This is a genomic window from Ensifer sp. Root423 (genome assembly GCF_001426275.1).
GTDB lineage: Bacteria > Pseudomonadota > Alphaproteobacteria > Rhizobiales > Rhizobiaceae > Ensifer > Ensifer adhaerens.
This window is the reverse complement of the sequence record NZ_LMEG01000005.1, coordinates 101,814-127,834: the sequence shown is the minus strand read 5'-3', so window position 1 is coordinate 127,834 and position 26,021 is coordinate 101,814. Positions and strand designations below refer to the sequence as shown.

The 26,021-nt window shown below is 62.2% G+C and carries 26 protein-coding genes, 1 tRNA gene and 2 pseudogenes; 16 read left to right on the top strand and 13 right to left on the bottom strand.

Annotation, left to right across the window (positions count from 1 at the left end; all coding sequences use genetic code 11):
- Positions 1-10 precede the first annotated feature (10 nt).
- Positions 11-1,021 (top strand): amino acid ABC transporter substrate-binding protein, encoded by a 1,011-nt coding sequence (locus tag ASD01_RS08155; protein ID WP_034806725.1) that lies wholly within the window; start codon positions 11-13, stop codon positions 1,019-1,021.
- 100 nt (positions 1,022-1,121) lie between these two features.
- Here ASD01_RS08155 and ASD01_RS08150 read toward each other — a convergent pair whose 3' ends face one another.
- Entirely contained in the window at positions 1,122-4,046 is a 2,925-nt protein-coding gene (locus ASD01_RS08150) for an aminotransferase (RefSeq protein WP_034806503.1), read from the bottom strand.
- 115 nt (positions 4,047-4,161) lie between these two features.
- The gene (hutC, locus tag ASD01_RS08145) at positions 4,162-4,905 is read right to left on the bottom strand and encodes a histidine utilization repressor (protein WP_034806500.1); all 744 of its coding nucleotides are present in this window, start codon (positions 4,903-4,905) and stop codon (positions 4,162-4,164) included.
- A 136-nt stretch (positions 4,906-5,041) separates the two neighbouring features.
- Here hutC and hutF point away from each other — a divergent pair, with 136 nt between their 5' ends.
- The 6 genes from hutF to ASD01_RS08115 all read left to right on the top strand — a co-directional run bounded on the left by hutF (position 5,042) and on the right by ASD01_RS08115 (position 11,362).
- On the top strand, positions 5,042-6,418 hold the full coding sequence (gene hutF, locus ASD01_RS08140) for a formimidoylglutamate deiminase (RefSeq protein ID WP_060643814.1): 1,377 nt from the start codon (positions 5,042-5,044) through the stop codon (positions 6,416-6,418).
- A 36-nt stretch (positions 6,419-6,454) separates the two neighbouring features.
- A complete protein-coding gene (locus ASD01_RS08135; RefSeq protein WP_034806494.1) occupies positions 6,455-7,489 on the top strand; it encodes an ABC transporter substrate-binding protein in 1,035 nt (344 codons plus the stop codon).
- Between the two features lie 143 nt (positions 7,490-7,632).
- Positions 7,633-8,490 (top strand): ABC transporter permease, encoded by an 858-nt coding sequence (locus ASD01_RS08130; RefSeq protein ID WP_034806492.1) that lies wholly within the window; start codon positions 7,633-7,635, stop codon positions 8,488-8,490.
- Positions 8,483-9,310, top strand: coding sequence for a quaternary amine ABC transporter ATP-binding protein (locus ASD01_RS08125; protein ID WP_051659742.1), 828 nt, complete (start codon positions 8,483-8,485; stop codon positions 9,308-9,310). Before ASD01_RS08130 ends, ASD01_RS08125 begins: the two co-directional genes overlap by 8 nt.
- Positions 9,303-10,784 carry an HAL/PAL/TAL family ammonia-lyase gene (locus ASD01_RS08120; protein WP_034806489.1) on the top strand — a complete coding sequence of 494 codons (1,482 nt, stop codon included), beginning with the start codon at positions 9,303-9,305 and terminating at the stop codon, positions 10,782-10,784. The genes ASD01_RS08125 and ASD01_RS08120 overlap by 8 nt, the downstream gene beginning before the upstream one ends.
- Entirely contained in the window at positions 10,781-11,362 is a 582-nt protein-coding gene (locus ASD01_RS08115; RefSeq protein WP_034806486.1) for a HutD/Ves family protein, read from the top strand. The genes ASD01_RS08120 and ASD01_RS08115 overlap by 4 nt, the downstream gene beginning before the upstream one ends.
- A gap of 21 nt (positions 11,363-11,383) precedes the next feature.
- Here ASD01_RS08115 and ASD01_RS08110 read toward each other — a convergent pair whose 3' ends face one another.
- Positions 11,384-11,824, bottom strand: coding sequence for an acetyltransferase (locus ASD01_RS08110; RefSeq protein ID WP_034806719.1), 441 nt, complete (start codon positions 11,822-11,824; stop codon positions 11,384-11,386).
- Between the two features lie 311 nt (positions 11,825-12,135).
- On the opposite strand from ASD01_RS08110, the gene ASD01_RS35430 reads away from it, so the two are divergent.
- The 3 genes and pseudogenes from ASD01_RS35430 to ASD01_RS08100 all read left to right on the top strand — a co-directional run.
- The gene (locus tag ASD01_RS35430) at positions 12,136-12,294 is read left to right on the top strand and encodes a hypothetical protein (protein WP_156133954.1); all 159 of its coding nucleotides are present in this window, start codon (positions 12,136-12,138) and stop codon (positions 12,292-12,294) included.
- A gap of 216 nt (positions 12,295-12,510) precedes the next feature.
- Positions 12,511-12,876 (top strand): hypothetical protein, encoded by a 366-nt coding sequence (locus tag ASD01_RS08105; protein ID WP_034806483.1) that lies wholly within the window; start codon positions 12,511-12,513, stop codon positions 12,874-12,876.
- Between the two features lie 144 nt (positions 12,877-13,020).
- Positions 13,021-13,449 (top strand): annotated as a pseudogene (locus ASD01_RS08100) (DUF3164 family protein); the annotation flags it as partial.
- Here the strand turns inward: ASD01_RS08100 and ASD01_RS08095 are convergent.
- Both ASD01_RS08095 and ASD01_RS08090 read right to left on the bottom strand, forming a co-directional pair.
- Complete coding sequence (locus ASD01_RS08095) at positions 13,424-14,170, bottom strand: hypothetical protein (protein ID WP_127889450.1); 747 nt, start codon at positions 14,168-14,170, stop codon at positions 13,424-13,426. The pseudogene ASD01_RS08100 and the gene ASD01_RS08095 overlap by 26 nt on opposite strands.
- A gap of 96 nt (positions 14,171-14,266) precedes the next feature.
- Positions 14,267-15,034 carry a hypothetical protein gene (locus tag ASD01_RS08090; RefSeq protein WP_034806463.1) on the bottom strand — a complete coding sequence of 256 codons (768 nt, stop codon included), beginning with the start codon at positions 15,032-15,034 and terminating at the stop codon, positions 14,267-14,269.
- A 47-nt stretch (positions 15,035-15,081) separates the two neighbouring features.
- On the opposite strand from ASD01_RS08090, the pseudogene ASD01_RS08085 reads away from it, so the two are divergent.
- A pseudogene (locus ASD01_RS08085) lies at positions 15,082-15,414 on the top strand (phage protein GemA/Gp16 family protein); the annotation flags it as partial.
- 131 nt (positions 15,415-15,545) lie between these two features.
- On the opposite strand, the gene ASD01_RS08080 reads toward ASD01_RS08085, so the two are convergent.
- From ASD01_RS08080 to ASD01_RS08070, 3 genes are all read right to left on the bottom strand, one after another.
- A tRNA-Met gene (locus ASD01_RS08080) sits at positions 15,546-15,622 on the bottom strand.
- Positions 15,623-15,757: 135 nt separating this feature from the next.
- On the bottom strand, positions 15,758-17,011 hold the full coding sequence (gene mnmA / locus ASD01_RS08075; RefSeq protein WP_051659745.1) for a tRNA 2-thiouridine(34) synthase MnmA: 1,254 nt from the start codon (positions 17,009-17,011) through the stop codon (positions 15,758-15,760).
- Between the two features lie 167 nt (positions 17,012-17,178).
- Positions 17,179-17,928 (bottom strand): helix-turn-helix transcriptional regulator, encoded by a 750-nt coding sequence (locus ASD01_RS08070; RefSeq protein ID WP_034806462.1) that lies wholly within the window; start codon positions 17,926-17,928, stop codon positions 17,179-17,181.
- A 478-nt stretch (positions 17,929-18,406) separates the two neighbouring features.
- Between ASD01_RS08070 and sciP the strand changes: the two genes are divergently transcribed.
- Together sciP and ASD01_RS08060 are read left to right on the top strand one after the other, a co-directional pair.
- Positions 18,407-18,682 carry a CtrA inhibitor SciP gene (gene sciP / locus ASD01_RS08065; protein ID WP_003527546.1) on the top strand — a complete coding sequence of 92 codons (276 nt, stop codon included), beginning with the start codon at positions 18,407-18,409 and terminating at the stop codon, positions 18,680-18,682.
- Positions 18,683-18,888: 206 nt separating this feature from the next.
- Positions 18,889-19,170, top strand: a complete 282-nt coding sequence (locus tag ASD01_RS08060; RefSeq protein WP_034806461.1) for a GNAT family N-acetyltransferase — start codon at positions 18,889-18,891, stop codon at positions 19,168-19,170.
- A 328-nt stretch (positions 19,171-19,498) separates the two neighbouring features.
- Here the strand turns inward: ASD01_RS08060 and ASD01_RS08055 are convergent, their stop codons facing one another.
- Positions 19,499-19,849 carry a flagellar export protein FliJ gene (locus ASD01_RS08055; RefSeq protein ID WP_034806460.1) on the bottom strand — a complete coding sequence of 117 codons (351 nt, stop codon included), beginning with the start codon at positions 19,847-19,849 and terminating at the stop codon, positions 19,499-19,501.
- A 441-nt stretch (positions 19,850-20,290) separates the two neighbouring features.
- Between ASD01_RS08055 and ctrA the strand changes: the two genes are divergently transcribed.
- Positions 20,291-20,992, top strand: a complete 702-nt coding sequence (gene ctrA, locus ASD01_RS08050; protein ID WP_025424706.1) for a response regulator transcription factor CtrA — start codon at positions 20,291-20,293, stop codon at positions 20,990-20,992.
- Between the two features lie 274 nt (positions 20,993-21,266).
- On the opposite strand, the gene ASD01_RS08045 is transcribed toward ctrA, so the two are convergent.
- Complete coding sequence (locus ASD01_RS08045) at positions 21,267-21,629, bottom strand: response regulator (RefSeq protein WP_034806707.1); 363 nt, start codon at positions 21,627-21,629, stop codon at positions 21,267-21,269.
- A 253-nt stretch (positions 21,630-21,882) separates the two neighbouring features.
- A complete protein-coding gene (gene chpT / locus ASD01_RS08040) occupies positions 21,883-22,533 on the bottom strand; it encodes a histidine phosphotransferase ChpT (RefSeq protein WP_034806457.1) in 651 nt (216 codons plus the stop codon).
- A gap of 274 nt (positions 22,534-22,807) precedes the next feature.
- Here chpT and ASD01_RS08035 point away from each other — a divergent pair, with 274 nt between their 5' ends.
- Positions 22,808-23,401, top strand: coding sequence for a DUF1134 domain-containing protein (locus ASD01_RS08035; RefSeq protein ID WP_082572792.1), 594 nt, complete (start codon positions 22,808-22,810; stop codon positions 23,399-23,401).
- Between the two features lie 161 nt (positions 23,402-23,562).
- Positions 23,563-24,726, top strand: coding sequence for a hypothetical protein (locus ASD01_RS08030; RefSeq protein ID WP_034806704.1), 1,164 nt, complete (start codon positions 23,563-23,565; stop codon positions 24,724-24,726).
- A 46-nt stretch (positions 24,727-24,772) separates the two neighbouring features.
- Here ASD01_RS08030 and ASD01_RS08025 read toward each other — a convergent pair whose 3' ends face one another.
- Together ASD01_RS08025 and ASD01_RS08020 are read right to left on the bottom strand one after the other, a co-directional pair.
- Positions 24,773-25,609, bottom strand: a complete 837-nt coding sequence (locus ASD01_RS08025; RefSeq protein WP_034806450.1) for a TrmH family RNA methyltransferase — start codon at positions 25,607-25,609, stop codon at positions 24,773-24,775.
- A gap of 4 nt (positions 25,610-25,613) precedes the next feature.
- Positions 25,614-25,997 (bottom strand): hypothetical protein, encoded by a 384-nt coding sequence (locus ASD01_RS08020; protein ID WP_034806447.1) that lies wholly within the window; start codon positions 25,995-25,997, stop codon positions 25,614-25,616.
- Between the last annotated feature and the right edge of the window lie 24 nt (positions 25,998-26,021).

Here is a 26,021-nt window from a genome sequence, read left to right as displayed (position 1 = left end):
GAAACTTGGAATGAAACTTGGAGTTCTGGCACTGGCGAGCACGGCATTTCTTGCCGGCACCGCCGCCAACGCCGGCATGCTCGACGTCATCAAGGAACGCGGCGAACTTCGCTGCGGTGTCAGCCAGGGCGTGCTCGGCTTTTCCGCGCCCAACGACAAGGGCGAATGGACCGGTTTCGACATCGACTTCTGCCGCGCTGTGGCTGCCGCAGCGCTCGGCAATCCCGACAAGGTGAAATACGTACCGCTGTCGACCAAGGAGCGCTTCACCGCCCTTCAGTCGGGCGAGGCCGACCTTCTTTCGCGCCAGACCACCTGGACGCTGTCGCGCGACACCGATCTCGGCATGAGCTTCGTCGGCGTCAACTACTATGACGGCCAGGCCTTCATGGTGCGCAACGACCTCGGCGTGAAGAGCGTCAAGGAACTCTCGGGCGCCTCCGTCTGCACCGAGACCGGCACGACGACCGAACAGAACATGGCCGACTATTTCGGCGCCAACAACATCCAGTACCAGGTCGTCGCCTTCGAAAAGGCCGACCAAACGATCCAGGCCTTCAACACCGCCCGCTGCGACGTCTATTCGACCGACGCTTCTGCGCTTTATGCCCAGCGCCTGACGCTGAACGACCCCAATCGTTTCGTCGTGCTGCCGGAAGTCATCTCCAAGGAGCCGCTCGGTCCGGCCGTCCGCCAGGGTGACGATCAGTGGTTCAAGATCGTGCGCTGGACGCTGTTCGCGCTGACCGAAGCCGAAGAACTCGGCATCACCAAGGACAATGCCGCAAAGCTTCTCGAAAGCGGCACGAACGCCCAGAAGCGCTTCCTCGGCATCGAGAACGAAGCCGGCAAGTCGCTGGGGCTCGATCCGAAGTGGGCCTACCAGGTGGTTTCCGCCGTCGGCAACTATGGCGAAGTCTTCGAACGCCACCTCGGCAAGGACAGCCCGCTGAAGATCGATCGCGGTCTCAACAAACTCTGGAGCCAGGGCGGCCTGATGTACGCCCCGCCGGCACGCTGATCTCCCAGGAGCAGTTCCGGCAAAGTCTCCCGTTTGGAATTGCTCATCCAAGGAAAAGCGCCAACGAGACGCCGCGGCCCTCCCCGCGGCGTTTTCGCCTTTACCAGCCTTCCTCCAGCACCCGGCCCAGCATGTCGGCGAAAAAGTCGGCGCTCTCGCAGGATAGGCAGAGCGGCGGCTTGATCTTCAGCACGTTCAGGTGGTCGCCGGTCGGCTGCATGATGACGCCGAGATCGAGCAGGCGGTCGCAGATCGCCGCCGTCTCCTCGGTCGCCGGCGACAGGGTCTCCCGATCGCGCACGAATTCGACGCCGAGATAGAGTCCCATGCCATGCACCGCGCCGATCAGCGGGAAGTGCTGCCCTAGCGCTTCGAGCCGCGCCTTCAGATAGCCGCCGACCACCTGTGCGTTTTCCGGCAACCGTTCTTCGGTCAGGATATCCAGGACCACCTGCCCGACGACGGAGCTCACCGGGCTGCCGCCCGAGGACGAGAAGAAGTACCCCTCCTTCTCCAGCGCATCGGCGATCTCGCGGCGGGTGATGACGGCGCCGAGCGGATGGCCGTTACCCATGCCCTTGGCGACGGTAATGATATCGGGCACGACGCCCTGCTCCTCGAAGCCCCAAAAATAGTCTCCGAGGCGACCATAACCGACCTGCACCTCGTCGGCGATGCAGACGCCGCCGCGGGCCCGCACCATGGCATAGACCGCGTCGAGATAGCCCTTCGGCAGCGGAATACCGCCGGCATTGCCGTAGACCGGTTCGCAGATGAAGCCCGCGAGCTTCTCGTCCGCCGCGTCCAGCTCGGTCAGTTTCTTGACGACGGAGCGCACATAGCTGTCGGTCGTGTCGGCGCCGCGGAACTCGCCGCGATAGGTGTTGGGCGCGGTGACCGGATGCACCCAGGCCGGGCGGGTTTCGAGCGCCTGCGGATTGTCGGCGATCGAGGTCGACACTGCGTCGCTCGCGACCGTCCAGCCGTGATAGGCCTCGAGCAGGCTCACGATGTTGCGCGCGCCGGAATAGGCCCAGGCGAGCCGCAGTGCCAGATCGTTCGCCTCCGAGCCGCTGTTGACCAGAAACACCGTGTCGAGCCCATCCGGCGCGAGCGCTGCAAGCCGCGTCGAGAGTTCGGCGACGGAGGCATAGTGAAAACGCGAATTGGTGTTGAGCAGTGACCATTGCCGCCCCACCGCGGCTGCAAGCCGCGGATGCCCATGGCCGAGAATGGTCACGTTGTTGACCATGTCGAGATAGCTGCGGCCCTCGATGTCGAACAAATGGTCCTTCCAGCCGCGCTCGATCTGCGGTGGTTTCAGGTAGTAGTTCTTCTGCGGCCTGGCGAAGTGCTGCTGGCGGCGGGCAAGCAGTGTTTCGCTGTGCGGCTCCGGCCCATCGCATTCGAAGCCGAGGACGCCGGCCGGCGACGGGCACAAGTGCTTCCACGCCGCCGCCTGACGCGGCACGACGAAAAGCGGAGGCACGAGACCATGCTCGCGGCAAAGCTGGACGCGGATCAGGCCGTAGGAGTGCTGTTCACCAGAGACGACGCCCAGCACGGCACCAGCAACGATCGTCTCCTCGAGGTCGGCACCGGCTCCCACGCCCTCGAGAAACAGGCTGGCTTCGGCCCCTTCGAGCACCAGCAGCCCGTCCTGCCGGACGATACGGGCGGCAAAGGGAGCGACAATCTCGCGACCGGCCTCCAGGCAGATGTCGACATGCAGTGCGAAGGTGGCATCGGGCTTCGGTGACCGCAGCTGGGTCTCCGTCATCCGGTATTCGCCATAGCGCGTCGTCGCGATGCCGATTGCATGGGCGGCGTGTTGCAGCAGCGAGATCGGCAATCCCTGGTGCTGCCAGCGCTCCTCTGGCAACAGCGGGCTCAGGATCGAGAGGTCGATCTGGCGCACGTCAGTGGGGCCGAGCCCCTGGATCAGGCTCTCACCGGTCACTCGGGCCGAGTCCGGTGCGAAGCCGACGGCCGAAAGAATGGCGTGCTCCATCAATGCCGAAGGCACCGACGACGCGACCTCGAAGATCTCCCGCTCATGCGCGGCATTGCCCTCGACGTAAGCATTGTCGGGCTCGCGGGAGAGCTGGTGTTCGGAGCTTGCGACCAGCACCGCAGCGCGCGCGACGATCAGCGGCCAAAGCGCCTTCAGTTCCACCTCGGTCAACGGGCATGCCGCATGAAACGCCTTGACCGCGGGTAGGATGAACCAGGGGTCTCCATCCGCATGATGCAGCAGCGAGGCGCAGGTAACAGCGAGTTCTGCAACCAGCCAGCCATTGAGGATATCGCCGAAGTCGATGACGCCGTCCGGCATCGCCCGGCCGGCCACGTCGAGCCGGCTGACCACATTGTCGTCGGTGACGTCATGGTGGATCGCCTGGGTTCTGAGCTCAGGGGTAAGCGGCTGCAACCGCCGCATGGCACCGACCATCAGTTCAGCGATGCGCTTCTTGCGCTGCTGGTCCGCCATATCGGTAAGCAGATGCAGGACGACGGGGCCGGCGCGCCTCAGATCCCATTGCAGTTCCCGCTCGAGCCCCGGATGCTCGAAGTCCTCCAATGCCGACGCGAGCTGACCCGCCAGGCCGCCGAGAGCAGCCACGGCTTCGCGCGACAGATGTTTGCGCCGGGTGAGCGGTTCGCCTTCGAGATAGGTGAGCAAGCGGATGCGATAATCCGCGCCGCGGACGGCAACGCTCTCGATCGCCTCGCCCTTGAGAGAGGGCACGACCTCAGCAACGCGTGCCGTCGGCAGACGTTTGCCAAGGTGCCGCAAGGCCGCATTCTGCGCTTCCAGTTCCAGCGGTTCGTATTCCGCCCGGCAGATCTTCAGCACATAGCGCCGCTCGCCGGTGTCGAGACGGTAGTTGCGGTCCTGCTGGCTGCCGAGCTCGCTGATCGTGCCCGACAGGCCATAGTGTTCGGCGAGCAGCGAACGCGCCTCCTCGGCGCCGACATCGGGTCTCGGGAGCTCGGTGCGAAGCTTCAGCGGGTCCTCAACCATGATCTCGTCATCCTCCCCTTAGGCGGTCGATCCTCCGAATCGACCGGAATGTTGTCGAGAATAGAGCGGGATCAAGGAAAAGATGTGCGGTTTCCCGATTACACCCACCCGCAACCTACTGCGACATGCCTTCGAGCCGATAGCGCGTGCCGGGATAGAGCAGCCGCGCCGTCGTCACATTGCCTGCGTCCGACCACGTGCGGCGCCGGATCATCAGGCACGGTTCGTTGCGGTCGATGCCGAGCAACTTGCATTCCCAGAGCTGCGGTGCGACCGCTTCGACGATCTGCTCAGTGCGGGTGATCGGCGCCATCGCCGTCAGATAGGCGTTCGGCGTCATCGCCTGGAAATCCTGTTCCAGATAGCGCGGGCAGATCGCCGGATTGACGAAACGATCCTCGATCTGGATCGGCAGGCCGTTTTCCGAGTGCACCATGATCGAATGGAAGACGCGGGCGCCGGTGGCAAGCCCGAGTGCATAGCCGATGTCAGGCGTCGCGACCTCTTCCTTGAGCAGCGTCATCAACGACGTATGGGCGTGGCCACGTTCATGGATCTCGTCGGCGATGTTGCGGACTTCGAGCAGCGCAGTGCTACCCTTGTGCGCGGCGACGAAAGAACCGACGCCCTGCACCCGCGTGATCGCGCCTTCGGTTGCCAGTTCCCTCAGCGCCCGGTTGGCGGTCATGCGGCTGACGCCGAGGTCGGCAACGATCTCGTTTTCCGAGGGGATCCGATGATGAGCGGGCCATTCACCGCTCTCGATGCGGCTGCGGATGAACTGCTTGACCGCCTCGTAGCGCGGCATCGGGCCGTCTTCGAAAGCGATTGTCTCGTTCCGTTTTCCCAGTGCCGTCATCAACTCAAGCCCCGCCTTTCCGCGCCGCCGAACAAATCATGCGCATTCGCCCTCGAATCTTTTCGTTCATTTCACGCTTGCGCGCCAGCGTAAAATATCTATAGTTCCATATACAACTACGTACAGGAAAATGCACATGGCTAGTTTTCCCGTCAACCGGATCTTTGCAGAACGGGCTCTCCTGCCCGGCGGCTGGGCCGAAAACGTCGCGATTTCGCTCGACGCTTCCGGTCGCATCGCAGCGATCGAAACCGGCAGCGCCGCCGCTAGCAGCGACGAGCGCACGGCCGGGCCGCTGATCCCGGCGATCGCCAACCTTCACTCCCACGCCTTCCAGCGCGCCATGGCCGGCCTTGCCGAAGTGGCGGGCAGCGGCGACGACAGCTTCTGGACCTGGCGCGAGGAAATGTATCGCACCGTCGGGCTGGTAAACCCTGACGACGTCGAGGCGATCGCCGCCAAGCTCTACATGGAAATGCTGAAGGGTGGTTTCGGCCACGTCGCCGAGTTTCACTATCTGCACCACCAGGCCGACGGCACCCCCTATGCCGACCCGGCCGAAATGTCGCTGCGCATTCTCGCTGCCGCCCGCACGACCGGCATCGGCCTCACGCATTTGCCTGTCTTCTACGCCCACGCCAATTTCGGCGGCGTCGCGCCCAATCCCGGCCAGCGGCCGTTCCTGCACGATCCTGATCATTTCCTCGCACTGCTTGAGCGGCTCGCGCCGCTCTGCCGCGACGCCGGCCATACGCTCGGCTACGCCATCCATTCGCTGCGCGCCGCAACGCCCGAGGAGATGCGCATCATCCTCGATGCCGCACCCGTTGCCGGTCCGATCCACATCCATGTGGCCGAGCAGACCAAGGAAGTCGACGACAGCCTCGCCTGGAGCGGCCGCCGCCCGGTCGAGTGGCTGCTCGATGAAATGCCCGTCGACGCACGCTGGTGCGCAATCCACGCAACGCATCTGACGGAAAGCGAACGGCAGCGTCTGGCGCGTTCGGGCGCCGTTGCCGGACTCTGCCCGGCGACCGAGGCCAATCTCGGCGACGGCATTTTCCCGGCGGTCGATTTCACGGCCGAAGGCGGCGTCATCGGCGTCGGCACCGACAGCCACGTGGCGACCAGCGTCGCCGAGGAACTGCGGCTGCTCGAATACGGCCAGCGCCTGCGCGACCGCCGCCGCAACCGGCTGGCCACCGGGCCGGGCGCCTCGATCGGCCGAACCATCTTCGACGCGGCGCTCAAGGGCGGCGCCCAGGCCGCCGGTCAGAAGGCGGCCGGCATCACCGTCGGCGCGCGCGCAGATTTCGTCGTGCTTGACGGCAGCAATCCCTACATCGCCGCCGCCACCGACAACCAGATCCTCGACCGCTGGCTCTTTGCACTCGGCGGCGAGACTGTCCGCGACGTCATGGTCGCGGGCGCGTGGAAGATCCGGAACGGACGCCACGACCGGGAGGACGATATCGACCGCGCCTTTGCGCGGGTGCTGATGAAACTGAAGTAATCGTCAAAGCCAAAAATCAAATCAGGGAACAGCTTAATGTCGATCAACAAATTGAAACTCACCCTGGCCGCAACCGGCCTCGTGCTCGCGGCCTCCACCGGCAGCGCCAGCGCTTCGTATTGCGGCGACGGCAAGACCGTCATGTTCGCCGGCATCGATTGGGAAAGCGGCGCCTTCATCACCGAAGTGATGAAGACCATTCTTGCCAAGGGCTACGACTGCCAGGTGGATTCGATCCCCGGCAACTCGGTGACGCTGGAACAGGCAACCGCCAACAACGACGTCCAGATCTTCGCCGAGGAATGGCTCGGCCGTTCGGACGTCTGGAACAAGGCGGTCGAGGAAAAGAAGGTCGTCGCCGTCGGCAAGACCTTCGTCGGCGCCAGCGAAGGCTGGTTCGTGCCGGAATACGTCATCAAGGGCGATGCGTCGCGCAGCCTTGAAGCCAAGGCGCCGGACCTGAAGAGCGTGTCGCAGCTCTCCGACCCCAAGATCGTCGAGCTCTTCGCCGATCCGGAAGAGCCCAGCAAGGGCCGCTTCCTCAACTGCCCCTCGGGTTGGACCTGCGAGGGCGTCAGCTCCGCCAAGCTCGAAGCCTACAAGCTCGGCGAAACCTATGTGAACTTCCGCCCGGGCACCGGCACGGCGCTCGATTCCGCCATCACGTCCGCTTACCTCCAGGGCGAACCGATCCTCTTCTACTACTGGTCGCCGACGGCGATCATGGGCAAGTTCAAGCTCGTGCAACTCGAAGAGCCGGCCTATAGCGAAGAGTGCTGGAAGGAGCTTTCGAGCGCCAACGGCAAGCGCGAGCAGGGCTGCGCCTTCCCGTCGGTCGACGTCTCCTACGGCGTCAACAGCACCTTCGCGCAGGAAGCCCCTGAAATCATCGCCATCCTCGAAAAGGCGACTTTCCCGCTCGACGCCGTCAACGGCAGCCTCGCCTACATGGCCGACAACAAGGTCGACGCGACGGCAGCGGCCGCCGAGTTCCTGAAAACCAAGGCCGATGTCTGGGGCAAGTGGGTTTCGGACGAAGCCCGCGGCAAGATCGAAGCCAGCCTCAAGTAATCGCGACCAGCCGCTGACTTGGGCTTCATCGCCGCGTCTAGCGCGGCGATGAATCCTGATCCGGCGGCCGGCCACATACCCGTGGCAAGTGCCGCCGGCGGCCGATCTGTGTCCGCTGGCAGCCCGAGCAAGGAACGCATCCGATGTTTCCGGATTCTCTCAATCTCTCCATTCGCGGGCCGGTGAACGATTTCATCCAGGCGCTGGTCAGCGGTTATGGCTGGGTCTTCAAGGCGATCAGCGCCGTCATTCTGAAAGCCGTTCTATTCATCGAATGGATCCTGCGCGGCCTGCCCTGGTGGGTCGTCATCCTGATCTTCATGGCGCTCGCCTGGCAAAGCTCGAAGCGCTGGACCCTGACGGTCGCCGTCGGCGTGCTGCTGTTCTTCGTCGGCGTGCTCGGCCTCTGGGACCTGACGATGCAGACGCTCGCCCTGATGCTGATGGCAACGATCGTCTCCGTCGTCATCGGCGTGCCGATGGGCATCTTCGTCGCCAAGAGCCGGACCGTGCGCAGCATCACCCTGCCGGTGCTCGACGTCATGCAGACGATGCCGAGCTTCGTCTACCTGATCCCGGCCTTGATGCTCTTCGGCCTCGGCAAGGTCCCGGCGATCCTCGCCACCATCATCTATGCCGTGCCGCCACTCATTCGCCTTACCGATCTTGGCATCCGCCAGGTCGACCATGAAGTGGTGGAAGCAGCGACCGCTTTCGGCGGCAGCCCCAACCAGATCCTCTTCGGTGTCGAGCTGCCACTCGCTACGCCGACAATCATGGCCGGCCTCAACCAGACGATCATGATGGCGCTGTCGATGGTGGTCGTCGCCTCGATGATCGGCGCCCGCGGCCTCGGCGAGCAGGTGCTGAACGGCATCCAGACGCTCGACGTCGGCAAGGGGCTGGAAGCCGGTATCGGCATCGTCATTCTCGCGATCGTTCTCGACCGCATCACGCAAGGCTTCGGCAAGAGCCGGACGGAGGATCCCCGCAATGGCTGATATCGAGATCCGCAACGTCTACAAGATCTTCGGGCAGGACGCGAAAGCCGCACTCGCCATGGCCAAGGAAGGGCTCAACAAGTCCGAAATCCTCGCCCGCTCCGGTTGCAGCGTCGGTCTCAACAATGTCAGCCTGACGATCGGCGCCGGCAAGATCTTTGTAATCATGGGGCTTTCCGGCTCCGGCAAGTCGACGCTGGTGCGCCATATCAACCGGCTGATCGAGCCGACCAGCGGCGAAGTGGCCTTCGACGGCAGCAACATCCTGGACCTCGACGCCAAAGCGCTGCGCACCTTCCGGATGCACCGCGTGAGCATGGTGTTCCAAAGCTTCGCGCTGATGCCGCATCGCACCGTGCTGCAGAACGTCATCTACGGCCAGCGCGTGCGCGGCCTGCCCAAGGCCGAGGCCCGCGACATCGGCATGAAATGGATCGAGACCGTCGGCCTTGCCGGCTACGACGCCAAGTACCCGCATCAGCTTTCCGGCGGCATGAAGCAGCGCGTCGGCTTGGCTAGGGCGCTGGCCGCCGATACCGATGTGATCCTGATGGACGAGGCCTTCTCGGCACTCGACCCCTTGATCCGCGCCGACATGCAGGACCAGTTGCTGCAGTTGCAGCAGAACCTTTCAAAGACCATCGTCTTCATCACCCATGATCTCGACGAGGCGCTGCGCATCGGTTCGGAAATCGCCATCCTCAAGGACGGCCAGGTGGTGCAGGTCGGCACGCCGGACGATATTCTGGAACGGCCGGCCAACGATTACGTTGCCCGCTTCGTGCAACGCCGACAGGGACGACCGGAAGCCCATGAGTGAGAATGTAGTCCTCGATGCACCACTGACCTGGAAGCAAATCGCAGCGGTCGCCAATGGCGCACCGCTCGCGCTTTCCGATGCAGCACGCCAGCGCATCGTCCACGCTCGCCGGGTCGTCGACGCTCTGGTCGAGCGCGGCATCCGCGGCTACGGCATCAACACCGGTGTCGGCGCGCTCTGCGACGTCGTCATCGACCGCGAGAACCAGCAGGCGCTATCGCGCAACATCATCCTCAGCCATTCCTGCGGCGTTGGCGAACCGCTCGCCCGGCCCGAAGCCCGGGCGGTGATGGCCGCCCAGATCGCCAACTTCGCCCACGGCTATTCCGGCGTGCGCATCGAGACAGTCGAGGCGCTGCTGGCACTGCTCAACGCCAACCTCATCCCCGACATCCCCTCGCGCGGCTCGGTCGGCTATCTCACCCATGCGGCCGCGATCGGCCTCGTGCTGATCGGCCACGGCACCGTCGATGACGGCAAGGGCAAGATCAGCGGCGTCGAGGCGCTCGCGCGGATCGGCCTCAAGCCGCTCAGGCTCGAAGCCAAGGAGGGCCTGAGCCTTGTCAACGGCACGCCCTGCGCCACCGGCCTTGCGGCATTGGCACTGTCGCGCGCTACGCACCTCTTCGACTGGGCGGATGCCGCCGCCGCGATGACCTATGAAAACCTCGGCAGCCAGGCGAATGCCTTTGCCGCCGGTCCATTGGCGCTTCGCCGCTCCAAGGGGCTGGATGAGGTCGGAGCATCCTTGCGCGATTTTCTTGCCGGCAGCCCGATGCTCGCCGAGACCGCCGGCACCCGCACGCAGGATCCTTTAAGCCTTCGTGCCGTGCCGCATGTGCATGGCGCTGCCCGCGATGCACTGGCCCACGTCGCCGAAGTCGTTGACCGCGAGCTTGCAAGCCTCACCGACAACCCGGCCGTGTCGGGCACGCCCGAAGCGCCGGAGGTGCATTCGCAGGCCCATGCGGTGGGCGCTGCACTCGGCCTTGCCATGGACAGCCTGGCCGTCGCCGTTGCCGAAGTCGCTGCCATCTCCGAGCGCCGCATCGACCGGCTCGTCAATCCGCTGGTGAGCCGCCTGCCGGCCTTCCTCGCCGGCGATAGCGGTGTTGCCTCCGGCTTGATGATCGCCCAGTACACCGCCGCCTCACTTGCCGCTGAAAACCGGCGCCTCGCGGCCCCCGCCAGCCTCGATGGCGGCATCACCTCGGCGCTGCAGGAGGACATCCTGACGCATGCGACGCCGGCCGCCTGGAAGGCACTTGCCATCGCCGACAACCTCGAAACGATCCTTTCGATCGAACTGCTTGCGGCGTCGCAGGCCTATGACCTGCAGCCGCGTGGCCGCGCCGCACGCACCGACGCGCTTTACCGGCGCATTCGCTCGGAAATCCCCACCTATGCCGACGACCGGCCGCTCAACGGCGACTTCGCCCGCATGCGCACACTGATCGAAGGAGGCACGCCATGAAGCTGCTTTGCGCGAAAGACTACAAGCGCATGCCCTGGAAGAACGGCGGCGGTGAGACGGTGGAGATCGCCATTTTCCCCGAGAAGGCGTCGCTTGCCGATTTCGACTGGCGCGTCAGCATGGCGACCGTCGCCACCGATGGCCCCTTCTCCAGCTTCCCCGGTATCGACCGCACGCTGTCGATCCTTCAGGGCAAGGGTATGCGGCTGATGATCGAGGGTCGCAAGCCCGCTTTGTTGACCGGCGAGACGGCGCCGCTCCCCTTCCCGGCCGACGTCGCGACATCAGCGACCCTCGTCGACGGTCCGATCGTCGACCTCAACGTCATGACACGGCGCGGCAGGCTCACGCACTCGGTTCAGCGACTGGCACTCGATCATCCGCACAGGGCAGAAAGCCTGGGGGGCACGACCCTCGTGCTTTGCCACGGCGGCGCCGTGCGGTTGACCGCAAGTGACGCCACGGCCGAACTGGCAGCGGGCGACACGGCCGTGCTGACGGGTGCAGCCTCCTTAACCATCGAACCGGCGGCCTCTGCCGTCCTCTTCCTGATCACCATCGACAAGCCGGCCGCCTGATCGGGCGCCGTCTCGCGTCGTTCAGCCGCGCCTCAGATGCAGCAGGGGATAGGGCCGGCCTGCATCGTCGACAGGCGAACGCCCGACCACCTCAAAACCCATTCGCCGATAGAAACCGGCGCCGGACACATTCTGCTCGTTGACGTCAACCGTCAGCACCGGATGCAGGCTCATCGCATGCTCGACAAGCCGCCGACCGACGCCAGCGCCGCGCGCCTCGGCCTGGACGAAGAGCGAGTCGATCTGCGCCCCACTCATGCCCATTAAACCGAGCGCCAGGTCATTTTCATCCGCGGCGATCCAGAACTCGGCGGCCGGCAGATACTGGTCGCGCACCAGCACCTCGATCGCAGCAAAATCCTCCGGCGTCAGGAAATCATGGGTGGCGACAACGGCGCTGCGCCAGATCTCGAAGGTGCGCGGAAAATCGGATGGACGGGAGGGGCGGATGGAGATGGTCATGATGCAATCGCTTCTGAAAATGTGGCAGCGCGAGGCGTGCCGCGCGTCCGGCTGTGGCCAACGCGACTCTGCGAGGGCGTCAGCCTGTGAAGATGTCCGGTCCTGATCCGGTCCCGGACCGCGCACCTTATCCGCAGCCCCGACGATCGCAAGCGATCTCCGCACCTGCGGTTTTCAGGCCACGCCGGTTAAGAATTCAGCAACCATATTCCATGTTCCCCGGGGAACAGCACGATTGACGCCACACGATAGTCTCCATGTCACGGTTCTTAGCCACACATCAACGAACGCAGGGACTGGAGGACAAGGACATGATCAAAACCGCTTTCGGCGTCAACGTCACCGTACTGGTCTTCTCGATCACCGTGATCGCCATCATGCACTTCGCCCTGTCCCAATATCGCGCAGCCGAAATCGCCAACATCGACCTGCCGGACTACACGACGATCACTTCGTCGATTCATCGCTGAAGCGACCTACCCCGCGGCGGCAGCCGGGCAGCATGCCTGACTGGTTTCTACGCACACCCTCTCAAGCCGCATCTGCAGGCGCTGCGATCGACGATGGCGGCGCCTTTTTGCATCGATCATCAGCCCCATGTATGGCCAGAGGGATTATGATAGGGGACGCTGACTGAACGAATCGCCGCTCAAGACAGCGTAGCAACATATCCAGGAAGGCCCGAAATGACGGATCCGCAAAACGAACTGAAACTCAGCGCGTTCAAGTTCCACGAGCAGGCCGTCCGCGCCTCCGTCGGCGGAAAACCGCTCGCACTCGATGCGTTGGAACTCGGCGGCGAAATCCTGGTGGTACTGACCTGGCTCGGCAATTCCGAAAGAGGCCTGCGCAAGCCGGAATACGTCCTGCCCCTGAGCGCCGTGGCGCATCAGGCGCTGAGCAACGATCAGGACGCCAAATACAAATGGGCCATCGGCGCCCCGCTGCCGCAATCGCTCTTTGACGGCAGCGCGTCAAGGCAGTTCCGCAGACAGTTCGGGGTCAAGAGCGGACCGGCGCTGACATTGCCCTTGAAGCCGCCGCACCATTGACGGCGATTGTGCGTGCCTCAGACGAGCGCTTTCGCGTCAGATCTACCTCATCAATCATTGCAATCTTAAAATCGTTAGAGATTGATGCCGTAACCGGCCAGCCACGAGCAGTCATCTCCAGATTGCGGAATGGAACCGTCCCTTGAAGCACTACTTGCTCAGGAGTACGGAGCATCGAAAGGCGGCGCTAAAGGCAACAAGACCTTCATGACCTTCGACGGCCTGATGAAGGTTCAAGTACAAGTGCAGGACGCGGTGGATTTCGGACCTCAGCTCCAAATCGCCAAGGGTCTCGTCGACGAGTGCTTGAACGAATGGTCAGCTGATAGTCGGCCGGAGATACGCGCGATCGTGACGCGGGCGTTCAACACTGACAGAGCCGGCCAGATCAACCGGGCCGAGATCTTCATGCTGCTCCGCTTGGAAATCGAGGATGAGCGCTGGAAGCGGGCCATGGATGCGATCCGCGATGCCATGCGCGTCGTCGGTTCCAAGACGTATGTGCGATGCTACGAGCGATCGTCGATCGCGGCCAATTGGCAGGCCGTCACAATCGATCTAGCGAGGGCCTAATATGGCTTACTTTCACGCCGTATTGAGCGCCGACCGTCTCCAACCCCTCCAACAGCGACGGGATCAAGTTTCGGCAGTACTTCACATAATCGTAGAGCTTCGCTTCGATGCCGTGATCATCAAGCCAGCAACTGAATTCCCACTCTTCTTTGTCCGACTTAGGCATCGGGTCATTAAAGAACCGATAGCAGTTGTCTACCGGTCCGGAAATGTTCTCGGTCCACCTCTGCATGTCCAGGACGCGGTGCGCCAGGTCTCCGCCAAAAAGTTCGGCGCCGGCGATGAACTGCGTGCGGCTGAGGATATCAGCAATCCCTCGCTGAAGATGAAATATGTCCCAATAAACTTTCGCGAGATCCGAAGTTTCTGTGCGTCGCTGAAGCTCGGGGAGCTTCCCGTGCCAAGCGCCCAGCTCAAAACCCTGAGGGTTAAGCGCCCGTTCAATCCTAAGTCTGTCACCTCGCAGACCGAGTTCCATCGCCTGCTCGTGTCGCCGGTTAACTTTGACGTCCGCAATTTGCATCGTGTGCACGGTCCACCAGGCGGCCCCAAGCGCAAGAACGCCGGTAATCAGCGTCTGGAAATCGTACAGGACGTTCCGGAAAAAATTATCCGAGGATCCATCGAGCGTTCGAGCCTCGCCGGTAAAGATCAACACAAAAACCGCTGTGGCGATAACAATCGCGAGCGCCACGAAATACGCCCGGTAGCCAGCCGACATCATAAACCTCTCGGGACAATTGCCGATTGCAGAATGCACAGGATTGCTTTCGAGACGGTGAAAGGTAGCCGGTCGGCTGGCCGAACTAGCTTGGGTTCAGCCGTCAGTCGGCTTCTTAGGAAATACGGCATCCATGGGGATCATCCAACCCGACCTGTCTGGCGCCTTCCGAGGCGGCAAATGAAATTGCTCCGCCCATTCATCGATTTCGTCGGCAAGCACTCCGGCCGAGTGGCTCATGACCTCCAGGTAAGCATAGAGGCCGCGATTGTACCATGCCGGCCGGGCAGGCACTTCCTCCTCAGCAAGGATTGGCATGGCGAAGTCATCCGGCAGACGCGCGAGAAGACTACCACTCCAGCCACGAAGCTCTTCGAGGTTTTGCATGACGTCGTGATCGAAGAGGTAGTGACAAGAGGTGACCCGCTCGCTCAACAAATCTTTGCGAAGATTGTGAGCACTCATGCACGCCCGGATGACCTGCCTGACGCTTTCTTTGTCCCAGGCAGGTTGCAATGTATCTTTGTCCAAAAGCTCACTGAACAAGCGAAATTGCTCGCAGTAGTGCCGAAGGCTTTTAGGCAGATATTCGGCGACCCTCGCGACAGCGAGTTTCGATGGAAGCATGGAGATCTCGACCATTTCTCGATGTCGTTGCTCTTGCTTGGCATCACTCTTGATCATCTCGCTGATCGTGTACGCCGCGGCGCCCACTGCCAACAAGCCTGTCAGCAGCGTCTGAAATTCTTTGAGAAACTCGAAGTACCCGTCGCCAGGTTCCCCAAACATTGCCACGGGCAACGTGGCGGCAAGTATTATCACCACCACATGCGTAACCACTCTCGATCCGCGATCGGCGCTCATCGCTTCCCCCTTCCCCGTAGAATAACCCCTAGCTGCAAAAATAAGGCATGCGGCAGTGCAAGTCACGACTGCTGCGCTCTGGTGGGAGGTGTCAGATGAGCAGTTCCCTTGCTGCCATTCATGTCGCCAAGAAGAAACTCGGCCTGGACGATGACACCTACCGTGCCAAGCTCACTCACATCACCGGCAAGGCCTCGACCAAAGACATGACAGAGCAAGAACGTCAGAGAGTGCTCGCCGTCTTCCGAAACGAAGGTTTCCAACCGGCGCCGAGCGCTTCTCGGCCGAACGGTCGTGCCAAGCTCACTGGTCGCTTTGCCAGCAAGCTGCAGTCGCTCTGGATCGCCTGCTACAATCTCGGCATCGTCGCGAACCGCGACGACGCGGCAGTGGCTTTTTTGACAGCTTTAGCGGAATTTACGTTTTTCCGGTTTTGGGTGTCAAAATTCCGGAAAATCGCGGCGAGCTACAGCCGTACAAGCAAACTATTATCGATTCCTTCGGGAACGAATGGTAGCGGAGGAGGGATTCGAACCCCCGACACAAGGATTATGATTCCTCTGCTCTAACCTACTGAGCTACTCCGCCGGGTACCGCGTCAGGGCTTCGAAGTGGAAGCCGTCTTGACTGGACGGGCGGCTTATACGGCCCGCTTCCGCCCACTGTCAACCCAAGTCTCCGGGAAAATGTGAAGTTTTCACAACAGCCCGGAAATCAAGGGCTTCAGGCGGCTGCCTGCGCCGAAAGCAGCGCCTTCAGCGCGGCTTCTGCGCCGGCTTCGCGTTCCGATTTGCGAATAAATCCGCCGCCATAAACGCGCGCATCCTCGCCGACGCCGGAATAGAGCGCGCAGGCTTGGCCGGGTGCAATACCGGCTTCGCCTTCCGCAAGCTCCACATAGATGCCCTCTTCGTCCATCGCGAGCACGGCAGGCGCCGGCTGGCGGGTGGAGCGCACCTTGGCGAAACATTCAAAGCCCCGCGCAGCGGCCACTTCGACGTCCTCATCACCCAGCCAGTTGACGTCGCGCAGGTAGACGCGGCGCGTTTCCAGCGCCTCCTTGGGGCCGACGATGACGCGGCGCGAGCGGGCGTCGAGATAGACGACGTAGAGCGGCTCGCCGGTCGCAACGCCGATGCCGCGGCGCTGGCCGATCGTGTAGTGCAGGATGCCCTCATGCGTGCCGAGCACGCGGCCGTCGAGATGCACGATCTCGCCGGAAAGCGCTGCATTCGGCTTCAGCTTCGACACGATGTCGCTGTACTTGCCCTGGGGCACGAAACAGATGTCCTGGCTGTCTGCCTTCTGGGCGACGACGAGGCCCATCTCCTCGGCGAGCTTGCGGGTCTCGGCCTTGGAGAGATGCCCCAAGGGGAAGCGCAGATAGTCGATCTGCTCCTGCGTCGTTGCAAAGAGGAAGTAGCTCTGGTCGCGATCGGCATCCGTCGGCCGGTAGAGCGCCCGCTGGCCGGCATAGCGCGGTTTCGGGCTCGGGCGCGAGCGGATGTAGTGGCCGGTCGCCAGCGCATCGGCGCCAAGCTCCTTGGCGGTCAAAAGCAGGTCGGCAAACTTGACCGTCTGGTTACAGGCAACGCAAGGGATCGGCGTTTCGCCGGCGATATAGCTTTCGGCGAAGGGATTGATCACCGTTTCGCGGAAGCGCGCTTCGTAGTCGAGCACGTAGTGGGGAATGCCGAGGGTTTCGCAGACGCGGCGTGCATCGTCGATGTCCTGGCCGGCACAGCAGGAGCCGGCACGGTGCACGGCGGCGCCGTGATCGTAGAGCTGCAGCGTGATGCCGAGAACGTCGTAGCCCTCGCGTTTGAGCAGGCCGGCAACGACGGAACTATCGACGCCACCGGACATGGCAACGACGACACGCGTATCTTCGGGCTTGCGGTCAAAATCGAGACTGTTCACGGGATCCAATCCGGCCTTCGGGCGGCAACCTTGCGCCTGCCCTGTTTCACGCTTCATGCGATGCTTTGCCGAGGAACTCTCGGCCCACGGCATCTTCGGCTCCGCGGCGGCCGGCATCAATCGGATGCATAGAGCGCGTCGCGGCACTTTCAGTTCCGCGACATATAGAAACTTGTCCGTCCGGCGGCAAGGCCGGCCGCTGCCGCTGCCCGGCCTTAAAGGCGTCAGATCAGCTTCAATCGCATGGCGCGGGCAATCGCCTGCATGCGGTTGACGGCATCGAGCTTGCGGGTCGCGCTCTTGAAGTAGCTGCTGACCGTGTAGGTCGAGATCCCCAGGATGATGCCGATCTCGTCGCTGCTCTTGCCGGCAGCCGCCCAGCGCAGACATTCCAACTCGCGGCTCGAGAGTTTTTCACGTGCCGTATTGCCGGTGTCGAAGGTGCGCTCCAGGCATTCGAAAAGCTGGACCAGCGTGAGATACAGCGTCGCCCGCTCGACGCCGGCAGGTGCCTCGCGGCGGCCCGAAAGCATGGCGATGAAGGGATCGCCGCCACTCGTGTGCAGCAGCACCGCGAAATGGCGCGCCATCTCCGGATGGGCCAGCAGGCGGTGCACCATGGCCTCGTCCGCGGGCTTGGCCGCAACATCGAGCAGCTCGGCCCCGCCGGTCACCGGCAGCTTGGTGAACCGCAACTTTTCGACCAGCCCGCTCGACTGGAAAGTCTCGCAGGCGTCGTACTGGCGCACCAGTTCGGACGGCCAGTTGCTGAGCACCAGCCGCTCGGAAAAGCGCTGCTGTTCGGCCAGCGGCATGCGCGCGATCATGAAATGGCCGAAGCCATAGCGCGCGATCAACCGCCGCATGAGATGCAGAAGTTCGTACTCGGTGCGGACGGTGGCCGTATCGATGTCCGAAAACATCTCCACCGTTTCAGCCTCGCGCAGCAAGGCCGGTTCATGCGATTCCTTCATCTGCGATCACCACATCCCCGGCGCCACCGCACCGGTCGAGAGAAATACAAACAACGCCCCACATCTTCAGGAGCATGAAATTCACCCGACAGGCGAAATAAAACTGCCGCTCCCGGCCTGCCCGCGAAAGAAACGCGCCCGGTTGTGAAAACTATGACGATGCACCAAGAATGAATGCGGGAGCGTACATACGACGCTCATCCTTATTTCGGGGCTTCGTTACCAAAAATTTTAGTTAAAGTGAAATGTGGTATTTGCATGGCTCCCATGTCAATTCCGGGAGAATCCGGATTGTTCTCAAGCGTTTCCACAAGTCGGGGAAATATTGCCCCAAGATCTAAGGGGCGCCACACGCGGATAAAAGCCCGCCGGAAGTGTCTCAAATTATGAGCAAATTGTTACTTGACGCTTAGGCAAATGTTAAATGTGGCAGGCTAAGGTCACGGTCATATGGTCTTGAGTTTGTGTAGAGAGTCCCATGACCGAAATGATGCGACCACGCGTGAAATATGTCATCGGCCCCGATGGCAGCCCTCTGACGATTGCGGATCTGCCGCCGGCTAATACCCGGCGCTGGGTGATCCGCAGGAAGGCTGAGGTTGTTGCCGCCGTGCGCGGTGGCCTGTTGAGCCTGGAAGAGGCGTGCGAACGCTATACCCTTACCGTCGAGGAGTTCCTGTCCTGGCAGTCCTCGATCAACGATCACGGTCTCGCCGGCCTGCGCACCACTCGCATCCAGCAGTATCGCCACTAGTTCGCCCATCACAGGGCCATAGGTCGCGCGGCGGCTCCGGGTTTCCCGGGGCCGCCGCCGTCGTTTTTCCAGGTCCCGCGCGCACCGGCATTGGTTGCGTTTAACGAACGCTCTGTCCTCCGGCGATGGCGGGGCAGGCGATTCCGATTTGCGGAAAACTGCGCTAGCTTCCACGCAGACAAACCCGTTCATCAAGGAAGGCTGCCATGGAAATTATGCACGAGGAAACCGGATCGCACGGCCGCTATTCGACATCAGTCGAAGGCCATACCGGTGAAATGACCTATTCGCGCACCTCGCCTCAACTGATCATCGTCGATCATACGCTCGTTCCGGATGCTCTGCGCGGCAAGGGTGTCGGCCAGGCGCTGGCCAAGCATGCGATCGAGGAAGCCCGCAGGGGCGGCTGGAAGATCATTCCGCTCTGCCCTTTCATGAAGGCCCAGGCGATGCGACATCCCGAATGGCAGGATGTCATCCAGGGTTGAGACAACCGCGGCAGCCACCGCACAAATCTTAAATCGAAATCGCGACCTTGGCGCGTCTTGAAAGAGGCGCGGCCCTGCAGGCCCCAAAATGAGAAGACCCGCCCGGATGCCGAGGCATCGGGCGGGTCTTTTTGTCTTGTCACGATCGTGCCGGATCGGATCATGCCAGCCGCATGATCCGTCAAGGATGGAACCATCTGCTCCGAAACGGGCAATCGGCCCGTCCAACGGACAAATCCCCCTTGCCGGATCCGGCTCGGGGTTCAAATCACCCTTTGGAACAAGGCGTTACGGCCCGCTGCGCCGGATTTTGGCGCAGGAGCCGCAGCTATGCCCGCAGGCGGGTCGACGTGTCCCGCTCTTCGAGGGCCGCCGCCTTCGCGTATTCAGCCTGCACTTCTTCGAGCGCGAGTTCGGCAGCATCCTGCTGCGTCTTCAGTTCGCGAATGGAAACCTGAAGATTGTCGGCTCTTTGACGTGCGGCCTTGGCGAAGGTGGGATAGGCGAAGTGCTGGGGATCGGAGATACCCGACTTCTTCTCCTCGAAAATAATCTGATTTTCCAGATCCTTGGTCATCCGTTCGAACTCAGCCATCATCATCTGAAGCTGGTTCAGCTGACGCTGCTTCTCCCGGACCTGAAATTCCTTCAGGCGGACAAGGCTCTCACGTGCTTTCATACGCAATACTCCCGTGGATAACGAGACCCCGGTTACTGATTTGCCCGCGAGCCGGCCCGAACAGGGCCGGAAACGAAAAATCTTCAGCGATATTAACAAAAGCCTACCGCTGGTAACCTTTCGTTTACGGGCATCGTTAATCATAGGCGTGATGATTTAAGGCTCCGTAAATGCTGAGGCACGAAATGTGACCGCCCCGGCATTAACGAGTCAGAAGAGTCAGATAACGGCATTTCCTCATGTTTCACATGAGATTAGCCGTTCTGGATTCACGTTTGAAATCAGGAGACTGCTAAAAATATTTAACAAACTCGATACACCTTGCCAGAGGGAATCAGAATTTGTTAACCATTTGGTGGCAGCCTCCAAATCAGGCAACGACTGGATCCGTATCGCGTAAGGGTGCCACGACAACCTTGGGCGGCGGAAAAGGGGAAGAATATGCGGGTTCTATTAATTGAAGACGACAGTGCAACGGCTCAGAGCATTGAGCTGATGCTCAAGTCCGAGAGTTTCAACGTCTACACCACCGATCTCGGTGAAGAAGGCGTCGATCTCGGCAAACTTTATGACTATGACATCATCCTTCTCGACCTCAATCTGCCGGACATGTCCGGCTACGAAGTCTTGAGAACGCTGCGTCTTTCCAAGGTGAAGACACCCATCCTGATTCTTTCGGGTATGGCCGGCATCGAAGACAAGGTTCGCGGCCTGGGCTTCGGCGCAGACGACTACATGACCAAGCCGTTCCACAAGGACGAACTGGTCGCTCGCATTCATGCGATCGTCCGCCGCTCCAAGGGCCACGCCCAGTCGGTCATCTCCACCGGCGAGCTCATCGTCAACCTGGATGCCAAGACGGTTGAAGTCGGCGGACAGCGCGTCCACCTGACCGGCAAGGAATACCAGATGCTCGAGCTGCTCTCGCTGCGCAAGGGCACGACGCTCACCAAGGAAATGTTCCTGAACCACCTCTACGGCGGCATGGACGAGCCGGAACTGAAGATCATCGACGTCTTCATCTGCAAGCTGCGCAAGAAGCTTGCAAACGCCGCCGGCGGCGCCAACTACATCGAAACCGTCTGGGGCCGCGGCTATGTGCTGCGCGAGCCGGATGGTGCCGAATACGCCGAAACTGCCTGATTCCCCGCCAGGGCTTGCACCGATCCCCGCATGATGCGGGCCCGACATTCAAGAGTTTCGCAAAACCCGCCTATGAGGCGGGTTTTGTTTTGCGCGCAAACGACCACGCTTGCCGGTCCTGCAATGCCCGGCGGATGCCAGGGTTGCGCGCGCCTGCACCCTCCCCTTCCCCGACGCTCGAAAATCTGATCCGCTCGCCCGCTCCGCACACAACAAAAAGCCGCGGCAAACGCCACGGCTTGATTTTGCTGCAAACAGATCAGGATAAGGCGGCTCAGGCCGCCATCGACTGGCTCGCGAAAACGCTGGTCAGGATCTTGCGGTCGAAAGGCTTCAGCAGGAAGTCGTCCGCGCCAGCGCGCTTGCCGGCCATCATCTTCTTCAGGTCTGCCTCGACGACGCAGTAATAGATCCGCACCGAAGGGCCGTTCGGCAACCGCCGAATATTGCCGATGAGCTCGAGCGCGCCTTCGAGGCCCGCGTCGATGATCAGGATGTTCGGGAGTTCCGCTTCGCAGCGCACAAGCGCCTCGAGGCTGTTCGACGCCTCGTAAACCATGAAGCCCATGCCGGAGAGGATACGTTTTCCAACTTTCCGCACGACATCCGAGCCGTCGGCAATCATCAAACGTCGCATGTCCAACTCCCTTCGCCACTTACCTATACGCGTATCGGCATTCTTGAAACAACTCTATACAAATTTGGGAAAGATTTCGTTACGGAGTTTGCTTAACGAAGCTTTTCCGAGCAGGATCAACACGCTGAAAACATTAAATTTTCCAGAATACGAGCGAGATCGAAACGCATATGGCAGATACGTTTCCGCCGGATGCGATGGCACCCGGCGGCTGTCGAGAAGTCACGAAATCGGAATACCTGGCGCCGCCGAATTAAACCTCAGGCTGCATTTTGGCCGTAAAGATGATTTCCTCGCCGGTCGAGGTAACGGCGATTTCCATGCGCGCCTCCTCGCCGAGAAGCACGGTGTAATAGGGCTGGATCGAATGGGCATCGACCGCCTCTTCCGGCGTGCCGGACAGGAGTTCCACCAGCCTCGGCGGTACCCGCATCATCCGGCCCTTCGCAACGAGCGTGAACGCGGCGTCGAATTCCGGATTTTCGAGCGTCACGTCGATCGAGCCGCCGCGCGGAATGGCGCCGTAGGCAATCAAGAAGAGGTTCAGAAGCAGCTTGACCCGGTTCTTGGCGATGATCGCCCGCGGGCCGTGCCAATTGACCTCGGTCTTCTTCTCGGCAGCGGCAAAATCCTTGGCGGCCTTTTCCGCTTCGCCGGTGTCGATCGACGCGCCGACCGAACCCGAGGCACCGAAGGCAAGGCGCGCAAACTTCAGCCGGACAGAGGCGTTGAGCGCGCTCGTGCGGATGAGGTCCATCGCATCGGCATCGGCGCCGCCCTCGTCGAGCAGTTCCAGGCCGTTGTTGATGGCGCCGACCGGGGAAATGATGTCGTGGCAAACCCGGCTGCACAGAAGCGCGGCCAGATCGGGTCCCGTCAATGTCAGGTTCGGATTCGTTGCCATCTTAGTTCCTTGTTTGGTGCCATCGGCCGTCGCCTGGAGCACGCGCCGTGGTCACGCCGGTAAACCCTCACGCGTGAAGACGCAAGTCATGAGCTGCCCGGCGCAGCCGTTCATCAGTGGAACATAATGACACCACATTTGGTAAACCGATTGTTAAGACCATCAGTTCAAATTGCATGGCATTGGTCCAGACCCCAACTGGCCGAGCAGTGATCTGACTGTCGGCCACTGCAAACCCGCAAGCGAGCAATTTTCGCGCCTGACGGAGGATATGATGCATCAGATCATGAAGGCAGCCACATCGGCTGGCCGTGTTGTCCTGGCCACGATGTTTCTGGTCGCCGGCGCCCTGTCCGCTGCGCACGCCCAGTCGGCGAACAACAACAGCCAATACACAATGCAGGAAATCGTCGATGCCGGTCACGGCTTCTTCGGCGAAACCTCGGGCGGCCTTGCCAAGGTCGTCGAACGTGCCTTTGAACGCTACGGCCTGCCGAACGGCTACATTCTCGGGCAGGAAGGCTCAGGCGCGTTCATCGCCGGCCTCACCTATGGCGAAGGCGAGCTCAACACCAAGAATGCCGGACAGCACAGCGTCTTCTGGCAGGGTCCGTCGCTCGGCATCGACTGGGGTGGCCAGGGCAGCCGCGCCATGATGCTCGTCTACAATCTGCCGAGCGTGCCGGCGCTCTACAAGCGCTTCGGCGGCGTCTCCGGCTCGGCCTATGTGGTTGCCGGCGTCGGCATGACGGTGCTGACCGACGAGAACATCGTCGTGGTGCCGATCCGCACCGGCATCGGCGCGCGCCTCGGCGTCAATGTCGGCTACCTCAAGATGACCCAGACCCCCACCTGGAATCCCTTCTAAGACCGTTGCCGGACCTGCCTGTCGCAAAATCCGGCACCATAGACTTGCAGCGCACGAAACGTCATGTTTAGTGCAAGGAAGCGGAAGATGGAGCGCCTGCCGTGCCCTTTGTGGCCGGGCAGGCGGTTCGGTTTCCGGTCCAGTTTCGAAACGGCCAGCTCGTGATCCAATTCTCGCTTCTCTTTGCCCTGGGCTTTCTGACGGCGATCATCATCGGTCTCCTGGTCGCACCGGCGATCCATCGCCGGATCGTGCGTTTCGCCGAGGACCGGCTGAAAGCGACGATGCCGCTCAGCCCTCAGGAGGTGCGCGCGCAAAAGGATACTGCCCGCGCCGCCTTTGCCGCCGAGAATGCCCGCACGCTTCAGGCCCTGAAGCGCGAACGGGACAAGGGCGTCTCACTGATGCTCACAAATGAGAAGAGCCTGCAGGAAGCCCGTCGCCTCAGTGGCGAAAACGCCGATCTGCACGCCCAGCTGGCCGACATGAACGTTGAGGCGGCAGACATGCGCTCGGCCATCCGCCAGTTCGAACAGCGGCTGGAACGCATGAAGGCGACCCTCGACAGCGTCGAGCGGGACAACGCCGGCAAGGCTGACGAGATCAGAAAGCGCGACGCCCAGCTCGCCCAGGATGCGGCCCAGACCGACAACCTGCGGATCGATCTGGCTGCGCGCGAGACCGAGGTCGAGCATCTGAAGAGCCGGATTGCCACGCTGCGCGACGAGCGCGAAGCCCTGCGCAGCGACTTGAAGACCGAGACCACCCATGCAAAGGAAATGGAGCTCCGGCTGTCGCGCGACGGGACCCGCCTGCACCGGTTGGAAGACAAGCTTGCGCGCGAAATGGCGACCAGCGCCGATCGCGAGAGCGCGCTCGAAAGGCGCGCCGGGGAAATCGAGAGATTGAAAGCCAAGGTCAAGGACACCAACCAGGAAATGCGTGACGCCGCCAAGGCTCTCCGCGCCGCGGGCGTCGCCTTTCCCCTGCGCCGCGACCGCAAGCCGGCATCCGAACCGGCCGCCAACGGCGCCGCGGAACCGGCCCAATCCGTAGGAGGGGAGCCCGGCTCCATCGTCGCCGCCGACGACCTGCGCAATCGCGCCACCGCCCTTTCGGAGCGCCTGACCAACTCCAAGTCCGCAGCCCATGACGAGGCGCTTCGTGATGAAGTCGCGGCAATCGCCGCGGGCATGGTCGCACTGACGGCGACGAACGAAGGCGCCGCCTCCCCCATCCTCGGCCTGCTCTCGGGCGAGGAAGAAGGCACCGGTAACAGGAAAAGCCTGGCAAAGCGCGTCAAGGACATCCTGCCGCGCGAGTAGTGCGCGCAGCGGTCGGAATCACCTGCCCTTACACCAGTGCGAACCGTCAGATCCGGCCGTTGATCAATGCCACCTGGTGCAATGCGATGCCCGCCGCGGTCGACACATTGAGGCTGTCGAGCCCAGGACGCTGGCGGATGCGCGCCGTCTGGATCGCCGTCATCACCGATTGCGGCAGCCCCTCGCCCTCGGTCCCCATCAGAAGCGCCGTGCGCTGTGCCGCCGGGATCGCCCCGATGTCGATCGTTCCCGCCGGCGACAGGCCCCAGATTGCAAAGCCCGCATCCTGCAGCTGCTGCAGCATGACGGCAACGGACCCTTCGCGGGCAAAAGGCACCGTCAGCACGGAACCGACGGAAACGCGGATCGCCTTGCGGTACATCGGATCGCAGCTCGTCTCGTCCATCAGCACCGCATCGACCCCGAAAGCCGCGGCGTTTCGGAAAAGCGCACCCATATTGTCGTGGTTGGAGATGCCGCAGGCCGCCAGCACCAGGCTCGACGCGGGTAGCGACGCGATCAGCGCGTCGCGATCCGGCTCGCCTTCGCGGCGCCCGAGTGCCAGCACGCCGCGATGCATGTTGAAGCCGGCGATCGCGTCGAACACCTGCGCATTCGCCACATAGACCGGCACGTCAGGCGGGAAACGCCGAAGAATGTCGCCAACGCCCTCCAGACGGTTTTCCAGAAGCAGGAGGGCCTCGGCCGCAAAGCCACGGCCGGTCTCGTGCGCGGCAGCCAGCATGCGCAGCACCACGGTGCCTTCGGCGATGAAGCGACCCTGCCGCCCCGTCAGATCGCGCTCCTTGATCGAGACGAAACCGGCGATCCGGGGATCGGCGGGATCGTCGATGCGCAAGACGGGCGGGAGGGCGCCTGGCATGCCGTCAGTTCGTCCGAACGGTAATATCCGCAACGATGCGGCCGGTGCCGATGTCGAAGACGATGGCGCGCGGCTCGGCGCCGGGCAGGTTGCCGTAGAACAGCACCTGCGAGCCCGAAAGCGCGACATTCGTCACGGTGAAGCCTGCGGGCAGCGCGGCAACGGCGTTGAGCGGTGCCTCGCTCGGGACGACGGCAGCGGACGTCTGGGCCGGCGCTTTCTCATCCGTGCGTGTCAGCTTGTAGACAATCGTTCCAAGGACAGCCATAAGCATGACCAACATGACGCCGGCCGAGACGAGCTGCAGCTTCACCATCTTGCGGCGGACATTTTCCATCGCCGGATCTAGCGGCTTGTCTTCCTGGTCGTCGGGCTCGATTGCGGTCATGGCTGGCCTTTTTTCGGATATTTA

Excerpts from the sequence above, each read along its gene's own strand:
- ASD01_RS08055 (WP_034806460.1), bottom strand. The coding sequence starts at position 19,849 with ATGAAAGCACGTGAGAGCCTTGTCCGCCTGAAGGAATTTCAGGTCCGG.
- ASD01_RS08035 (WP_082572792.1), top strand. The coding sequence starts at position 22,808 with ATGCATCAGATCATGAAGGCAGCCACATCGGCTGGCCGTGTTGTCCTG.
- ASD01_RS08070 (WP_034806462.1), bottom strand. The coding sequence starts at position 17,928 with ATGAAGGAATCGCATGAACCGGCCTTGCTGCGCGAGGCTGAAACGGTG.
- ASD01_RS08130 (WP_034806492.1), top strand. The coding sequence starts at position 7,633 with ATGTTTCCGGATTCTCTCAATCTCTCCATTCGCGGGCCGGTGAACGAT.
- ASD01_RS35430 (WP_156133954.1), top strand. The coding sequence starts at position 12,136 with ATGATCAAAACCGCTTTCGGCGTCAACGTCACCGTACTGGTCTTCTCG.
- ASD01_RS08020 (WP_034806447.1), bottom strand. The coding sequence starts at position 25,997 with ATGACCGCAATCGAGCCCGACGACCAGGAAGACAAGCCGCTAGATCCG.
- mnmA (WP_051659745.1), bottom strand. The coding sequence starts at position 17,011 with ATGAAGCGTGAAACAGGGCAGGCGCAAGGTTGCCGCCCGAAGGCCGGA.
- ASD01_RS08125 (WP_051659742.1), top strand. The coding sequence starts at position 8,483 with ATGGCTGATATCGAGATCCGCAACGTCTACAAGATCTTCGGGCAGGAC.
- ASD01_RS08045 (WP_034806707.1), bottom strand. The coding sequence starts at position 21,629 with ATGCGACGTTTGATGATTGCCGACGGCTCGGATGTCGTGCGGAAAGTT.
- ASD01_RS08060 (WP_034806461.1), top strand. The coding sequence starts at position 18,889 with ATGGAAATTATGCACGAGGAAACCGGATCGCACGGCCGCTATTCGACA.
- ASD01_RS08090 (WP_034806463.1), bottom strand. The coding sequence starts at position 15,034 with ATGAGCGCCGATCGCGGATCGAGAGTGGTTACGCATGTGGTGGTGATA.
- ASD01_RS08110 (WP_034806719.1), bottom strand. The coding sequence starts at position 11,824 with ATGACCATCTCCATCCGCCCCTCCCGTCCATCCGATTTTCCGCGCACC.
- ASD01_RS08150 (WP_034806503.1), bottom strand. The coding sequence starts at position 4,046 with ATGGTTGAGGACCCGCTGAAGCTTCGCACCGAGCTCCCGAGACCCGAT.
- ASD01_RS08025 (WP_034806450.1), bottom strand. The coding sequence starts at position 25,609 with ATGCCAGGCGCCCTCCCGCCCGTCTTGCGCATCGACGATCCCGCCGAT.
- sciP (WP_003527546.1), top strand. The coding sequence starts at position 18,407 with ATGACCGAAATGATGCGACCACGCGTGAAATATGTCATCGGCCCCGAT.
- ASD01_RS08105 (WP_034806483.1), top strand. The coding sequence starts at position 12,511 with ATGACGGATCCGCAAAACGAACTGAAACTCAGCGCGTTCAAGTTCCAC.
- chpT (WP_034806457.1), bottom strand. The coding sequence starts at position 22,533 with ATGGCAACGAATCCGAACCTGACATTGACGGGACCCGATCTGGCCGCG.
- ASD01_RS08155 (WP_034806725.1), top strand. The coding sequence starts at position 11 with ATGAAACTTGGAGTTCTGGCACTGGCGAGCACGGCATTTCTTGCCGGC.
- ASD01_RS08095 (WP_127889450.1), bottom strand. The coding sequence starts at position 14,170 with ATGTCGGCTGGCTACCGGGCGTATTTCGTGGCGCTCGCGATTGTTATC.
- ctrA (WP_025424706.1), top strand. The coding sequence starts at position 20,291 with ATGCGGGTTCTATTAATTGAAGACGACAGTGCAACGGCTCAGAGCATT.
- hutF (WP_060643814.1), top strand. The coding sequence starts at position 5,042 with ATGGCTAGTTTTCCCGTCAACCGGATCTTTGCAGAACGGGCTCTCCTG.
- ASD01_RS08115 (WP_034806486.1), top strand. The coding sequence starts at position 10,781 with ATGAAGCTGCTTTGCGCGAAAGACTACAAGCGCATGCCCTGGAAGAAC.
- ASD01_RS08120 (WP_034806489.1), top strand. The coding sequence starts at position 9,303 with ATGAGTGAGAATGTAGTCCTCGATGCACCACTGACCTGGAAGCAAATC.
- hutC (WP_034806500.1), bottom strand. The coding sequence starts at position 4,905 with ATGACGGCACTGGGAAAACGGAACGAGACAATCGCTTTCGAAGACGGC.
- ASD01_RS08135 (WP_034806494.1), top strand. The coding sequence starts at position 6,455 with ATGTCGATCAACAAATTGAAACTCACCCTGGCCGCAACCGGCCTCGTG.